This is a genomic window from Streptomyces sp. NBC_00086 (genome assembly GCF_026343255.1).
Taxonomy (GTDB): domain Bacteria; phylum Actinomycetota; class Actinomycetes; order Streptomycetales; family Streptomycetaceae; genus Streptomyces.
In genome coordinates, this window is sequence record NZ_JAPELZ010000001.1 from 3,309,152 (window position 1) to 3,323,224 (window position 14,073).

General features: G+C 71.2%; 12 protein-coding genes. 11 read left to right on the forward strand and 1 reads right to left on the reverse strand.

Annotated features, from left to right (window positions below):
* Positions 1-5: 5 nt before the first annotated feature.
* The 6 genes from OG276_RS14625 (at position 6) to rarD (ending at position 8,699) form a co-directional block, all read left to right on the forward strand.
* A complete protein-coding gene (locus tag OG276_RS14625; RefSeq protein WP_266905543.1) occupies positions 6-1,199 on the forward strand; it encodes a sensor histidine kinase in 1,194 nt (397 codons plus the stop codon).
* A gap of 841 nt (positions 1,200-2,040) precedes the next feature.
* The gene (locus OG276_RS14630; RefSeq protein WP_266905545.1) at positions 2,041-3,339 is read left to right on the forward strand and encodes a sensor histidine kinase; all 1,299 of its coding nucleotides are present in this window, start codon (positions 2,041-2,043) and stop codon (positions 3,337-3,339) included.
* Between the two features lie 289 nt (positions 3,340-3,628).
* On the forward strand, positions 3,629-4,288 hold the full coding sequence (locus OG276_RS14635; RefSeq protein ID WP_308313410.1) for a response regulator transcription factor: 660 nt from the start codon (positions 3,629-3,631) through the stop codon (positions 4,286-4,288).
* A 143-nt stretch (positions 4,289-4,431) separates the two neighbouring features.
* Positions 4,432-6,435 carry a 2-oxoacid:acceptor oxidoreductase subunit alpha gene (locus OG276_RS14640; RefSeq protein WP_266905548.1) on the forward strand — a complete coding sequence of 668 codons (2,004 nt, stop codon included), beginning with the start codon at positions 4,432-4,434 and terminating at the stop codon, positions 6,433-6,435.
* Positions 6,428-7,495 carry a 2-oxoacid:ferredoxin oxidoreductase subunit beta gene (locus tag OG276_RS14645; protein WP_266905550.1) on the forward strand — a complete coding sequence of 356 codons (1,068 nt, stop codon included), beginning with the start codon at positions 6,428-6,430 and terminating at the stop codon, positions 7,493-7,495. The genes OG276_RS14640 and OG276_RS14645 overlap by 8 nt, the downstream gene beginning before the upstream one ends.
* A gap of 220 nt (positions 7,496-7,715) precedes the next feature.
* Positions 7,716-8,699, forward strand: coding sequence for an EamA family transporter RarD (gene rarD, locus OG276_RS14650; protein WP_266905552.1), 984 nt, complete (start codon positions 7,716-7,718; stop codon positions 8,697-8,699).
* Between the two features lie 82 nt (positions 8,700-8,781).
* On the opposite strand, the gene OG276_RS14655 is transcribed toward rarD, so the two are convergent.
* Entirely contained in the window at positions 8,782-9,180 is a 399-nt protein-coding gene (locus OG276_RS14655) for a DUF6193 family natural product biosynthesis protein (RefSeq protein ID WP_266905554.1), read from the reverse strand.
* Between the two features lie 529 nt (positions 9,181-9,709).
* Between OG276_RS14655 and OG276_RS14660 the strand changes: the two genes are divergently transcribed.
* From OG276_RS14660 to phzG, 5 genes are all read left to right on the forward strand, one after another.
* Positions 9,710-10,378 (forward strand): hypothetical protein, encoded by a 669-nt coding sequence (locus OG276_RS14660; RefSeq protein WP_266905556.1) that lies wholly within the window; start codon positions 9,710-9,712, stop codon positions 10,376-10,378.
* Positions 10,379-10,564: 186 nt separating this feature from the next.
* Positions 10,565-11,188, forward strand: a complete 624-nt coding sequence (locus OG276_RS14665; RefSeq protein WP_266905558.1) for an isochorismatase family protein — start codon at positions 10,565-10,567, stop codon at positions 11,186-11,188.
* Positions 11,185-13,089 carry an anthranilate synthase family protein gene (locus OG276_RS14670; protein ID WP_266905560.1) on the forward strand — a complete coding sequence of 635 codons (1,905 nt, stop codon included), beginning with the start codon at positions 11,185-11,187 and terminating at the stop codon, positions 13,087-13,089. Before OG276_RS14665 ends, OG276_RS14670 begins: the two co-directional genes overlap by 4 nt.
* Positions 13,086-13,433, forward strand: a complete 348-nt coding sequence (locus OG276_RS14675; RefSeq protein WP_266905562.1) for a hypothetical protein — start codon at positions 13,086-13,088, stop codon at positions 13,431-13,433. Before OG276_RS14670 ends, OG276_RS14675 begins: the two co-directional genes overlap by 4 nt.
* Positions 13,430-14,050 carry a phenazine biosynthesis FMN-dependent oxidase PhzG gene (gene phzG, locus OG276_RS14680; RefSeq protein WP_266905564.1) on the forward strand — a complete coding sequence of 207 codons (621 nt, stop codon included), beginning with the start codon at positions 13,430-13,432 and terminating at the stop codon, positions 14,048-14,050. The genes OG276_RS14675 and phzG overlap by 4 nt, the downstream gene beginning before the upstream one ends.
* Positions 14,051-14,073 lie beyond the last annotated feature (23 nt).

The following is a 14,073-nucleotide window of genomic DNA, read 5'->3' on the forward strand; positions in this document are numbered from 1 at the left end:
GGCGCATGACCGCGAGCAAGCACACCCCCGACGACGGCGCTCCTCCTCCCGTCCGCGCACCCTTCGATGCCGTGACGTGGAAGGAAATCGCCTATCTGCTGAGCAATTTGCCCGCCGCCCTCATCGGTTTCGTCTTCACGGTGGTGATGGTGGCGACCGCGGGCGGTCTGTCGGTGACCGCGATCGGTCTTCCGCTGCTCGCATGTGGTCTGTTCTTGTCTCGCCAATTGGGACGCCTGGAACGGGCGCGGGCGCGCGACCTCTTGGGCGTACGGGTCGACGAGCCGACGCCGATGCCCGGGCCGGGCCGCTCCGGGGGGTTCTTCCCCTGGCTGTGGGCGAGCCTGAAGGACCCGGTGGCGTGGCGGACCGTGCTGTTCGAGCTGATCCGGCTGCCGTGGGCGATTGCCACCTTCACGGTGGCGCTGACCGGGCTGTTCGTGCTGTGGCCGGTGCTGCCGTGGGTGGTGCGCGGGCTCGCGAACGTGGACCGCGCGATGGTACGGGGCCTGCTGTCCCCCTCCGACGAGCTGGAGCGGCGCATCGCCGAGCTGGAATCCGACCGCGGTGTCGTGGTCGACACGGCGGCGGCGGACCTGCGGCGCATCGAGCGCGACCTGCACGACGGGGCGCAGGCCCGGCTGGTGGCACTGGCGATGGGGCTGGGCCTGGCGAAGGAGAAGCTGCTGGAGGACCCCGAGGGGGCGGCGGCGATGGTGGACGAGGCGCACGGGGAAGTGAAGATCGCCCTCCAGGAACTGCGGGACCTCGCGCGCGGGATCCATCCGGCGGTGCTGACCGACCGGGGGCTGGACGCGGCGCTGTCCTCGGTGGCCTCGCGGTGCCTGGTCCCCGTGAAGGTGGCGGTGGATCTGCCGGCGCGGCCGGCGGAGGCGATCGAGGGGATCGCGTACTTCGTGGTCTCGGAGCTGCTGCAGAACGTGAGCAAGCACGCGGGGCCGGGGGCGCGGTGCGCGGAGGTCGAGGTCTGGCGGACGGGTGGCTCCGCCGACGGGCGGCTGCTGATCCGGGTGTCGGACGACGGGCAGGGCGGCGCGAATGCCCTGGCCGGGTCGGGGCTGGCGGGGCTGGGTGAGCGGCTCGACGCGGTCGATGGCGTGCTGGTCGTCGAGTCGCCCGAGGGCGCGGGGACCGTGGTCACGGCGGAGCTGCCGTGGCGGGAGCGGGTGGCCCGGTAGGGCCTGGCGCCGGCCGGAGGCCCTGCCGCGGGTGGTGCGGCACCGCTCCGCCGTGACCCCGGTCCCCGCGCCTCAAACGCCGGCGGGGCTGATCTTGGCTGGGCCGGCTTGCCCCTAGGGCCGGACCCTGTGCCCGCCGTGGGTCGGTGCGGCGCCGTACCCGGGGACCAGCCCCCGGACCCCCGCGCCTCAAACGCCGGCGGGGCTGATTTTGGCTGAGTCGGCTTGCCCCTAGGGCCGGACCCTGTGCCCGCCGTGGGTCGGTGCGGCACCGTACCCGGGGACCAGCCCCCGGACCCCCGCGCCTCAAACGCCGGCGGGGCTGTTTTTGGCTGGGCTGGGCTGCACGTGCCGGTCGTTGGGGCTGGAAATTGGCTACGCCAGCCCGTAGGTGCTGGCCCTCGGGCCGGAACTTGGCTGCGCCGACCCGTACGGGGCGGCCCCTCGGGCCGGAACTTGGCTGCGCCGACCCACGCGTGCAGGCCCTTGGGCGAGAACTTGGCTGCGCCAACCCGTACGTGCCGGCCCTCGGGGCTGGATCGCCCTGCAGGGTGATCCAGCCCCGCCGGCGTTTGAGGCTCGGGTCTGGGCGGAGCCCAGGGAACGGGCGAAGGGCGGGGAGGGGACTTGGCCCCCGCGCAGCGGCCGCCGAGTGCCGAGGCCGGGCCGGGGCCGGGGCTGGGAAGGACAGGGCCCCGGAGCAGGGCCCGGGACAGGCCCCAGGGGCAGGACCCGGGGTGGGGTTAACCCCCCTCGGGAGAGGCCGACCTGCCGGATGGTTGGGGGTGGGGGGTTGGCGGGAGGGTGGGGGGACACAGTGGATGAAGGGCGGGTTGGCGATATGGGTAGCGGCGCAGGCAGCGGTATCGGCAGGGTGGTGCGGGCTCCCTTCGAGGGGCGGACCTGGCGGGAGTTCGGGTATCTGATGCTCGGGCTGCCGCTCAGCACCCTGTACTTCTCGCTCGCCATCACCGGCGTCAGCCTCGGCGCCGGACTGCTCGTCACCTTCCTCGGAGTCCCGGTGCTGGCGGGTGTACTGGCCATGTGCCGCGGGTTCGGGCGCGTGGAGCGGGCCCGGGTGCGCGGGATGCTCCGTCACGACATCGCCGAGCCCGCGCCGATCCGGGCGAAGAAGAGCGGGGCGATCGCCCGGATGGGGGCACTGCTCAAGAGCGGGAGCGCCTGGCGGCACGTGCTGTACTCGGTCGTCCACTTTCCGTGGGCGGTGTTCGCCTTCTGCGTGGCCCTGACGTTCTGGGTTTATGGGTGGGCCATGCTGCTCTACCCGCTCTGGTTCTGGGTGTTCCCCGCCTTTACCGACCAGCCGGGGCTGCAGGTCTTCCAGAACGACGACTACTCCCTCTACCTGGACTCCCCCCTCGCGATCGCGGCGACCTGCGCGACCGGGCTCGCCCTCACGCTCGCCACCCCCTGGGTGGTCCGCGCCCTGACCACCGTGGACCGGGTCCTCGTCTGCGGGCTGCTCGGGCCCTCGCGGCTCGACCACCGGGTCAGCGAACTGGAGTCCGACCGGGGTGTCGTGGTCGACACCGCCGCGGCCGATCTGCGGCGCATCGAGCGCGACCTGCACGACGGGGCGCAGGCCCGGCTGGTGGCGCTGGCCATGGATCTGGGCATGGCGAAGGAGAAGCTGACGCAGGACCCGCAGGCCGCCGCCCGCATGGTGGACGAGGCGCACGGGGAAGTGAAGATCGCCCTACAGGAGCTGCGGGACCTGGCCCGCGGGATCCACCCGGCCGTGCTGACCGACCGCGGGCTGGACGCGGCCCTGTCCTCGGTGGCCTCCCGGTGCGCGGTGCCGGTACGGGTGGCCGTGGAGCTGCCCTCGCGGCCGGCAGCGGCGATCGAGGGGATCGCGTACTTCACGGTGTCGGAGCTGCTGCAGAACGTGAGCAAGCACGCGAGGGCCCGTACGGCCGGGGTGGACGTGTGGAAGTCCGGCGAGCGGCTGCTGATCCAGGTCGCCGACGACGGTGTCGGCGGGGCCGGCGCCGTGGCCGGTTCGGGGCTGGCGGGGCTGGCCGAGCGGCTCGACGCCGTGGACGGGCTGCTCGTCGTGGACTCCCCCGCCGGCGGCGGCACGACCGTCACCGCCGAACTCCCCTGGCGGGCCGTCTGAGGCGACCCGAACGGCCCGTACGGGCGACATCGACGACCGCACGGATGCCCGCACCTGGTGTCCGTGCGGTCGTGTGTCGGTGCCGTTCGGCCCGCCCCGAGCGGGGGCCAAAGCCCTGACTTTCGGGGGCGGGTGGCTCAGAGGGGCTCCGAGGGCCGAAAACAGCCGCTCCCGGGGTACTCGTTGATCGCGCTCCGGCTGTATCCGGGCTCAAGACTGGGATGCTTGGCTGAGTCAGGGAACACGGGGCATGAGCGGACGCGGGAGCAGCGGAGTCGTGGAAGACAGGGTGCGGGTGGTCATCGCCGAGGATTCAGTGCTGCTGCGTGAGGGCCTGACCCGGTTGCTGACCGACCGGGGGCATGACGTCGTCGCAGGCGTCGGGGACGCGGAAGCCCTGATCAAGACGGTGGCGGAGCTGGCGGCCGAGAACGCGCTGCCGGACGTGGTGGTGGCCGATGTGCGGATGCCGCCGACGCACACCGACGAGGGTGTGCGGGCGGCCGTGCGGCTGCGGCGCGATCACCCCGGCATAGGTGTGCTGGTGCTGTCGCAGTACGTGGAGGAGCAGTACGCCACCGAGCTGCTGGCCGGGTCCAGTACCGGGGTGGGGTACCTGCTGAAGGACCGGGTGGCCGATGTGCGCGAGTTCCTCGACGCCGTCGTCCGCGTGGCCCGGGGCGGTACCGCCCTGGACCCGGAGGTCGTGGCGCAGCTGCTCGGCCGCAGCCGCAAGCAGGACGTGCTGGCGGGGCTGACCCCGCGCGAGCGCGAGGTGCTCGGGCTGATGGCCGAGGGGCGGACCAATTCCGCGGTGGCCAAGCAGCTGGTGGTGAGCGACGGCGCGGTGGAGAAGCACGTCAGCAACATCTTCATGAAGCTGGGCCTGTCACCCAGTGACGGGGATCACCGGCGCGTGCTGGCCGTTCTCACCTACCTAAGATCTTGATCAACTGACACTCTGTCAGGTAAGGCCGGATTCGGACAGACCGCCGAAGGGGCGGTCCAGAAAATGAGCACCCCGGGAAGGAATCCCTACGGACGTAGGGTTGACCGTGGGCAGTGCTCACGCCTCGAAGGAGGTCCAGTTCAGTGACCAGCCAGGTCAGTAGCCCAGCCGAACAGTCCGACGGGGCCGAAGGCGCAGTCGTCGGCGAGCAGCGGACGCCCCCGGGCCCGAGCGGTGAACCCGCAGATCACGCAGGCCCCGGCGGTCGCGATGGAGACGCCGGGGAATCCGTGACGAAGGAAGTACGCCGACTCGATCGGGTGATCATCCGCTTCGCGGGTGACTCCGGTGACGGCATGCAGCTCACCGGTGACCGCTTCACCTCGGAAACCGCCTCCTTCGGCAACGACCTCTCGACGCTGCCGAACTTCCCGGCCGAGATCAGGGCGCCCGCCGGCACCCTCCCCGGCGTCTCGTCCTTCCAGCTGCACTTCGCCGACCACGACATCCTGACGCCGGGCGACGCCCCGAACGTCCTGGTGGCGATGAACCCGGCGGCGCTGAAGGCGAACATCGCGGACGTACCGCGCGGCGCGGAGATCATCGTCAACACGGACGAGTTCACCAAGCGCCCGATGGCGAAGGTCGGCTACGAGACCTCCCCGCTGGAAGACGGCTCGCTGGACGCCTACAACGTCCACCCGGTGCCGCTGACCACCCTCACCGTCGAGGCGCTCAAGGACTTCGGGCTCTCCCGCAAGGAGGCCGAGCGCAGCAAGAACATGTTCGCGCTCGGGCTGCTGTCCTGGATGTACCACCGGCCCACCGAGGGCACCGAGACCTTCCTGCGGCAGAAGTTCGCGAAGAAGCCCCAGATCGCGGAGGCGAACGTCACCGCCTTCCGGGCGGGCTGGAACTTCGGCGAGACCACCGAGGACTTCGCCGTCTCCTACGAGGTGGCCCCGGCCACCCGCGCCTTCCCGGCCGGCACCTACCGCAACATCTCCGGGAACCTCGCCCTGTCCTACGGGCTGATCGCGGCGGGCCAGCAGGCCGATCTGCCGATCTACCTGGGCTCGTACCCGATCACCCCGGCCTCGGACATCCTGCACGAGCTGTCGAAGCACAAGAACTTCGGCGTACGCACCTTCCAGGCCGAGGACGAGATCGCCGGCATCGGCGCGGCGCTGGGCGCGGCCTTCGGCGGCGCGCTGGGCGTGACCACCACCTCCGGCCCGGGCGTGGCCCTGAAGTCCGAGACGATCGGCCTCGCGGTCTCCCTGGAGCTGCCGCTGCTGATCGTGGACATCCAGCGCGGCGGCCCCTCCACGGGTCTGCCGACCAAGACGGAGCAGGCCGACCTGCTGCAGGCCATGTACGGGCGCAACGGCGAGGCCCCGGTGCCGATCGTGGCCCCGCGCACCCCGGCGGACTGCTTCGACGCGGCGCTGGAAGCGGCCCGGATCGCGCTGACCTACCGGACCCCGGTGTTCCTGCTCTCCGACGGGTACCTCGCCAACGGCTCCGAGCCCTGGCGGATCCCGGACGTGGCGGACCTGCCGGACCTGAAGGTGCAGTTCGCCGCCGGCCCCAACCACGAGCTCGCGGACGGCACCGAGGTCTTCTGGCCGTACAAGCGCGATCCGCAGACCCTGGCCCGCCCCTGGGCGGTCCCGGGCACGCCGGGGCTGGAGCACCGGATCGGCGGCATCGAGAAGCAGGACGGCACGGGCAACATCTCGTACGACCCGGCCAACCACGAGTTGATGGTCCGCACCCGCCAGGCCAAGATCGACGGCATCACGGTCCCCGACCTGGAGGTCGACGACCCGGACGGCGCGCGGACCCTGGTCATCGGCTGGGGCTCGACGTACGGGCCGATCACGGCCGCCGTACGCCGGCTGCGGATCGCCGGGCTCCCCATCGCGCAGGCCCACCTGCGCCACCTCAACCCCTTCCCGAGGAATCTGGGCGAGGTCCTGAAGCGTTACGACAAGGTAGTGGTGCCGGAGATGAACCTCGGGCAGCTCGCGACCCTCCTGAGGGCGAAGTACCTGGTCGACGCACAGTCGTACAACCAGGTGAACGGCATGCCGTTCAAGGCCGAGCAGCTCGCCAACCATCTCAAGGAGGCCATCAATGACTGAGGTGACCGACAGCCCCGCCCTGCTCTCGCTGGTGCCCAAGGCGGCCGCCAAGCAGTCGATGAAGGACTTCAAGTCGGACCAGGAGGTCCGCTGGTGCCCCGGCTGCGGCGACTACGCGGTCCTCGCCGCCGTCCAGGGCTTCATGCCGGAGCTGGGGCTGGCGAAGGAGAACATCGTCTTCGTCTCGGGCATCGGCTGCTCCTCGCGCTTCCCGTACTACATGGACACGTACGGGATGCACTCGATCCACGGCCGCGCCCCGGCGATCGCCACGGGGCTCGCCACCTCGCGCCGCGACCTGTCGGTGTGGGTGGTCACCGGTGACGGGGACGCGCTCTCCATCGGCGGAAACCACCTGATCCACGCCCTGCGGCGCAACGTCAACCTCAAGATCCTGCTGTTCAACAACCGGATCTACGGGCTGACCAAGGGGCAGTACTCCCCCACCTCCGAGGTCGGCAAGATCACCAAGTCGACCCCGATGGGCTCGCTCGACGCGCCCTTCAACCCGGTCTCGCTGGCGATCGGCGCGGAGGCCTCCTTCGTGGCCCGTACGGTCGACTCCGACCGCAAGCACCTCACCGAGGTGCTGCGCGCGGCGGCCGCCCACGAGGGCACGGCGCTGGTGGAGATCTACCAGAACTGCAACATCTTCAACGACGGCGCCTTCGAGGTCCTCAAGGACCACGAGCAGGCCCAGGAGGCCGTGATCCGCCTCGAACAGGGGCAGCCGATCCGCTTCGGCGTGGACGGCGCCAAGGGCGTCGTGCGCAACGTGGCCACCGGCGACCTGGAGGTCGTGACCGTGACCCCCGAGAACGAGTCCCGGATCCTGGTCCACGACGCCTCCTCGGCCTCCCCGACCAACGCGTTCGCGCTGTCCCGGCTGGCCGACCCCGACACGCTGCACCAGACGCCCATCGGGGTGTTCCGCAACGTGCGGCGGCCCGTCTACGACACGCTCATGGCCGACCAGCTGGAGACGGCCGTGGACCGCAGCGGCAAGGGCGACCTGGGCGCGCTGCTGAGCGGGAACGACACCTGGACCGTCGTGGGCTGAGACATCGGCTGAGGCATCGGCCGAGACATCGGCTGAGGCATCCGCCGCGGCCCACCGCAGCTCACCGAAGCCCGGACCCGCAGGGAGGGTCCGGGCTTCGTCGCGTCCCGGCCGCCGGGCGGCCACCCAAGTGTCATGAGCATCTCGCCAGACACTAATGACTTTCGGCGCGTGCGGCGCTACCGTCGTCAGGTTGGCTTGAAGTAGCTCTGGAGGTCCCGTGAAGGCACAGAACGACCAGCGCACGGGGTTGCTCTACGGCTTCGCCTCGTACGGAATGTGGGGGATCGTGCCCCTCTTCTGGCCGCTCCTCCAGCCCGCCGGGGCGATCGAGATCCTCGCCCACCGCATGGTGTGGTCCCTGGCCGTGGTCGGTCTGGCGCTGCTGGTTCTGCGGCGCTGGGGATGGATGGCGGAGCTGCTGCGCCAGCCGCGCAAGCTCGCCCTCACCGCGGTGGCCGCCGCCCTGGTCACCGTGAACTGGGGCGTCTACATCTGGGCGGTCAACAACGGCGCGGTCGTCGAGGCGAGCCTCGGCTACTTCATCAACCCCCTGGTCACCATCGCCCTCGGCGTCCTGGTCCTCGGCGAGCGCCTGCGCCGCACGCAGTGGGCGGCGGTCGGGATCGCCGTCACCGCCGTACTGGTCCTCGCCGTCGGGTACGGGCGGCCGCCGTGGATCTCGCTGATCCTGGCCGTCTCCTTCGCCCTGTACGGGCTGATCAAGAAGCAGCTCGGCATGGGCGGCCTGGAGTCGCTGACCGCCGAGACCGTGATCATGTTCCTGCCCGCCCTCGGCTACCTGCTGTGGCTCGGCTCGCGGGGCGAGTCCACCTTCACCGCCCAGGGCCCGGGGCACGCCGCCCTGCTGGCCTCGGCCGGTCTGGTCACCGCGATCCCGCTGATCTGCTTCGGCGCGGCCGCGATCCGGGTCCCGCTGTCCACCCTCGGGCTGCTCCAGTACATGGCCCCGGTCTTCCAGTTCGGGCTCGGCGTCCTCTACTTCCACGAGGCCATGCCGCCCGCCCGCTGGGCCGGCTTCTCCCTGGTCTGGGTCGCCCTGTCGATCCTCACCTGGGACGCCCTGCGCACCGCTCGGCGCTCCCGGGCCCTGCGCCTGGATGCCCTGTCGGCGCACCTGCCGAGCTCGGTCCCGAGCCCCGTCCCGAGCCCCCTTCCGACCCCGGAGCGCGAGACCGCGTAACACCGCTCGGAGCATCGACGGGCGCGTCTTCGGACGCGCCCGTCCGCATGTCCACCCCTGTCGGCCGTACCCCCGCCCCGGCCTACGCGTCCATCGGCAGCCCCGTCGTGGCGAGCCGGAGGCTCGGCGGTGCGTGCGCGGCCACCAGGTCCACGGCCTCCCCGGCCGTGGCGACCTCGCCGACCTCCCCGAAGGGATCGCGCCGCACGACGCGGAACCGCCCGTCGGGCAGCGGGATCACGAAGGGGACCGCCACCTCGTAGGGGAAGCGGGTCGTGCTGCTGAAGTGCACGTGGCAATGGCTCGTGTACGGGTACAGCTGCCGCAGCAGCGGGTGCGCGTGGGCCGCCTCCAGCACCGCGATGGTGCCGAGGCGCCAGACCTTGGGCCCGAGGCGCTCCAGGCCGTCCGCCCATGTCCGCCGCCTGTCGATCCACTGCGCTTCGACGACCGCCGCACGGGTCTCTTCGTTCACGTTCATCCCCCCAGTGTGCTCTTGTACCGGCCCTGTGAGCGGCTCCGTACGCTTTCCGAACGGGTCTGACCGGGTTGAGGTCTTGACGGACTGTCATGCTCTTGCCGACCAGGCCGTCCTCCAGGGGCGCGACGCCGACTCCCGGCCCGTACGCCTCCCGCCTCCGGCCGCCCCGCCCACACCGGCCGCACGGCCGTACGGTCCGGCGGAATCCAGGTTTCCCTTTATTGCGTCGGTCACCTCCGCCCCCTCGGCCGCATCCCGCCGGCCGAGTTCCGAGACGAGCGATCGCCGCAGGTCATTACGGCCCGGCCGATATTCCACTTCCCGATCCGGCCGGACCGGCTTCCCGCCCCGGCCGCACTTAATTGCACACCAGCGACATAGGCATTTTTAGCCTCGTTGACAACCCCAAGTTCCTGACGGTTATATGAAGTCATCGAAGGGGGGGATGGCGAATGAGGGCCAGCCGAAAGACCCAATTCCGCAACCGAATTGCATTAACCCATTGCCATCTCCAATTTGAGGAGATGAAATGAGCATAATCAAGCACACGCTTCCGCTCGCCGCCGCCGCCATCGCGCTGACGGTCGGGAGCATCGCAGGGCCCAGCCTCATCCAGGCCCAGGCGGCCGCCTCGAGCACGTCGGCCGTCGCCGAGACGCCGGCAGCCGCCGCGGCTCCCGCGGCCACCGAGGCCCCGGCGGCCACCGAGGCTCCGGCCGACTCCGCGGGCCAGGCGGGCGGCATCTTCAACCCGCGGCCGGTCGCGCGAACCCCCGAACAGCTGCTCCAGCTCCTGGGCGAGCGGATCAAGGCCAAGGACATCGAGGGCATCATCGCCCTGCACGAGCCCGAAGCGGCGATCGTCGACTGGGACCTCTCGGTCATCAGGGGCCACGCCGCCATCAGGACCTTCTACGTCGGGTGGTTCAACCTGAACCCGGTGCTCACCGTCAACGCCCGCCAGACCGTGGCGACGGGGGGATGGCGCGGCTGGGACGGCGTGGTGCGCCAGCGCACGGCGTCCATCATGGGCGACTACAGCCTGGAGCAGGCCGGGACGGACGGCACCCGCGTGAGCTTCACCGGCAACTTCTGCGACACCGTGGAAGAGCAGCTGGACGGCACGTGGCTGTACGTCCTGGACAACCCGTACCCGCCCCACGGCGGGGGCACGCCGGCGGCTGCCTCCCACCACTGATCCGGGCATCTCAGCGGTCTCGGCCTTTTCTGCTCAGCCCGCCGGCCGGTGAATTCTTCCCGCGCATCGCGCGCTTTATCCACCGCACCGAAAAGCAAGCAGGGTGAGGAAATTCCGCCCACCCATGGGGGATCTGACCATCCCCATGGGTGGCCGGCCACCACTCAATCAACCCGAGGGGGAACCGTGCCGGGCATAGCCCCGATCTCGTCATACCAGCTGCCGACGGCGGCCGAACTGCCCGCCAGCAAGGCCCCGTGGAAACCCGACCCCGACCGAGCGGCCCTGCTCGTGCACGATATGCAGCGCTACTTCCTCGCACCGTTTCCCGCGGAGATCCGCGATCCGCTGGTACGCCACTGCGCGCTCCTGCGGGAGCGCTGCGCCGCCCTCGGGGTGCCGGTGTTCTACACCGCGCAACCCGGAGGCATGACCGACGGGGAACGCGGGCTGCTCAAGGACTTCTGGGGTCCGGGCATGAGGGTGGACCCCGTCGATCGTCAGATCGTCACGGAACTCGCGCCGCGGCCCGCGGACCAGGTGCTCACCAAGTGGCGCTACAGCGCGTTCTTCCGCTCGGACCTGCTGGCCCGGATGCGCGCCCAGGGCCGCGATCAGCTGATCGTCTGCGGGGTGTACGCGCACGTCGGCGTGCTGGCGACAGCCCTGGAGGCGTTCACCAACGACATCCAGCCGTTCCTGGTCGCCGACGCCGTCGGTGACTTCTCCGCCGAGTACCACCAGCTGGCCCTCGACTACGCGGCCGCCCGCTGCTCGGTGGTCACCACCACCGAGGAGGTCTTCCGATGAACCCGACGCAGCTGCTCGAACACGTGCTGGGCTCCGATCCGGGTCCCTTCGCCCTGCTGCACCGCCCCGAGTCGCTGGGCGCGGACCGCGTGGAGATCCTGCTGGGCGAGATCGGTACGCCGGCCCGGCTGGCCGACATCCCGCTCGCCGACGGGAGCGGGCGGCCCGGCGGGCCCCGGCACGAGGCGCTGGTCCTGGTGCCCCACCAGCAGATCACCGAGCGCGGCTTCATCGCCGCCGCGGACGGCTCACCGCTGATCGCGATGTCGGTGACCGACCAGGGGCAGATCGCCACGTCGCAGGCGCTGAGATCCCTGCCGGACGAGCCGATCACCCTGGACGGCGGGCATTTCGACACCGAGGACGAGGCCTACGCCGACACGGTCCGCGCGGTCCTCGACAACGAGATCGGCACCGGCGAGGGCTCCAACTTCGTCATCAAGCGCTCGTTCGTCACCACCATCACCGGGTACTCGACGCGCAGCGCGCTCAGCCTGTTCCGCCGGCTGCTCACCCGGGAGAGCGGCGCCTACTGGACCTTCATCGTGCACACCGGCACGCGGACCTTCGTGGGCGCCACTCCCGAGCGCCACGTCAGCCTGCGGGACGGCGTCGCGGCGATGACCCCGATCAGCGGCACCTACCGCTACCCGCCCACCGGACCGGTCCGCTCGGAGGTCATGGAGTTCCTCACCGACGGCAAGGAGACCGACGAGCTGTACATGGTGCTGGACGAGGAACTCAAGATGATGGCCCGGGTCTGCCGGGGCGGCGGCCGGGTGAGGGGACCGTTCCTGCGGGAGATGGCGCACCTCGCGCACACCGAGTACGTCATCGAGGGGCGCAGCGACCTCGACCCCCGGGACATCCTGCGGGAAACGATGTTCGCCCCGACGGTGACCGGCAGCCCGCTGGAGAACGCCTGCCGGGTGATAGCCCGCTACGAGCCGCGCGGCCGCGGGTACTACGGCGGAATCGCGGCCCTCATCGGCCGCGACGCCGACGGCGCGCGCACCCTGGACTCGGCCATCCTCATCCGCACCGCCGACATCCGTGCCTCGGACGCCGACGACAGCGCCCACGTGGAGGTCGGGGTGGGCGCGACCCTGGTCCGGCACTCCGACGCCGGCGCCGAGGTCGCGGAGACCCGTACCAAGGCCGCGGGCGTGCTCGCGGCGCTGGGCGCCGCGAACCGGCTCGTCGAGGACCCGCTGATCCAGAAGGCCCTGGGGAGCCGCAACGAGACGATCGCGCGCTTCTGGCTCAGCGACGCCGAATCGCGGGCGCGGCCCCACCCGATGCTCGCCGGCCGCCGGGCCCTGATCATCGATGCCGAGGACACCTTCAGCTCGATGCTGGCCCACCAGCTGAGCGCCATCGGACTGACCGTCGAGCTCGCCGCCTTCGACGCGGCCCACCGCTTCGACGACCACGACCTCGTCGTCATGGGCCCGGGACCCGGCGACCCGCGGGAGGCCGGCGACCGCCGGATGGCCCATCTCACCTCGGCGATCGAGGAGTTGCTCTCCCGGCGCATCCCCTTCCTGGCCGTGTGCCTGAGCCATCAGCTGCTGTCCCGGCACCTCGGGCTCGACCTGAGGCGCCGGGACGTCCCGAACCAGGGCACCCAGCGCGAGATCGACCTGTTCGGCTCGCGGGAGCGGGTCGGCTTCTACAACTCCTACGAGGCCCGGTCGCGGGCCGAGCACCTGGAGTGCCCCGGCGTCGGCGAGGTGAAGGTGAGCCTCGACCCCCGCACGGGAGAGGTGCACGCCCTGCGCGGAGCGCACTTCGGATCCGTGCAGTTCCACCTCGAATCCGTGCTCACCCAGGACAGCGAGCGCGTCCTGACCGAGCTCCTCGTCCCCCTGCTGGAAGCCGCGGAGGTGGTGAAGGTATGAAGGCCGCCGTCTCCTGGTGGGACCTCTCCGGGTCCCACCAGACCATCGACTCCTTGCGCGTCTACCTGCGCGACGAGGGAGTGGACCCGTGGACCGAGGTCCGCGGCATGCGACTGAAGTTCTGGATCTCCGACCGGCAGCTGAACCGGTGGGGCGCGGTGATGCTGTGGGACTCCGACGCCGACCTGACGCAGCCGATGCCCCCGAACCGGGCCACCGAGCTCATCGGGTACCCGCCGACCGACCGGATGATGACCGCGGTCGAGGCGATCGTCGAGGGCCTCCACTCGGGTGCGACGTCCGAGCGCGGCCTGGCCTTCGAGACCGCCGGGAACGCCTCGTGAGCGCCCCGGCCCGGCCCCTGACGGCCGATGAGTTCACCGCCCCGCCCGCCGAGCCGATGGACCTGCTGCGGACCTGGTTCGACAGCGCCGTCGCGAACGCCGTACGCGAACCGGGCGCACTGGCCCTGGCCACCGCCGATGCCCGCGGCCGCGCCTCCAACCGGATCGTGCAGGTGCTCTCGGTACGCGGTACGGGGCTGGTGTTCGCCAGCCACTCCGACAGCCGCAAGGCCCGGGACTTCGACGAGACGGGCTGGGCGTCGGGCGTCTTCTACTGGCGCGAGGCCGGCCGCCAGGTGAGCGTGAGCGGCCCGGCCCGCCCGCTGCCCGACGAGGAGTCCGACGCCCTGTGGGCCGCCCGGCCCGCCGCCGCGCACCCGATGTCGGTGGCCTCGTACCAGAGCGCACTGCTGCCGGACGAGGACGAGCTGCGCGAGCGGGCCAGGGAACTGGCCCGGAGCGGCACCGCACTGACCCGCCCGGACCGCTGGCTGGGCTACCTGCTGGAGCCGGCCTCGGTCGAGTTCTGGCAGGCCGACCAGGCGGACCGGCTGCACCGGAGGCTGCGCTACGAGCGCGACGGCTCCGGCTGGCGTACGGACCGGCTCCAACCTTGACCGTGCTCCGAACCCCTTAGACC

Bases quoted from the DNA above. Each gene is read 5' to 3' on its own strand.
- OG276_RS14670 (WP_266905560.1), top strand. From the start codon at position 11,185: ATGAACCCGACGCAGCTGCTCGAACACGTGCTGGGCTCCGATCCGGGT.
- OG276_RS14645 (WP_266905550.1), top strand. From the start codon at position 6,428: ATGACTGAGGTGACCGACAGCCCCGCCCTGCTCTCGCTGGTGCCCAAG.
- OG276_RS14660 (WP_266905556.1), top strand. From the start codon at position 9,710: ATGAGCATAATCAAGCACACGCTTCCGCTCGCCGCCGCCGCCATCGCG.
- OG276_RS14675 (WP_266905562.1), top strand. From the start codon at position 13,086: ATGAAGGCCGCCGTCTCCTGGTGGGACCTCTCCGGGTCCCACCAGACC.
- OG276_RS14625 (WP_266905543.1), top strand. From the start codon at position 6: ATGACCGCGAGCAAGCACACCCCCGACGACGGCGCTCCTCCTCCCGTC.
- OG276_RS14655 (WP_266905554.1), bottom strand. From the start codon at position 9,180: ATGAACGTGAACGAAGAGACCCGTGCGGCGGTCGTCGAAGCGCAGTGG.
- OG276_RS14630 (WP_266905545.1), top strand. From the start codon at position 2,041: ATGGGTAGCGGCGCAGGCAGCGGTATCGGCAGGGTGGTGCGGGCTCCC.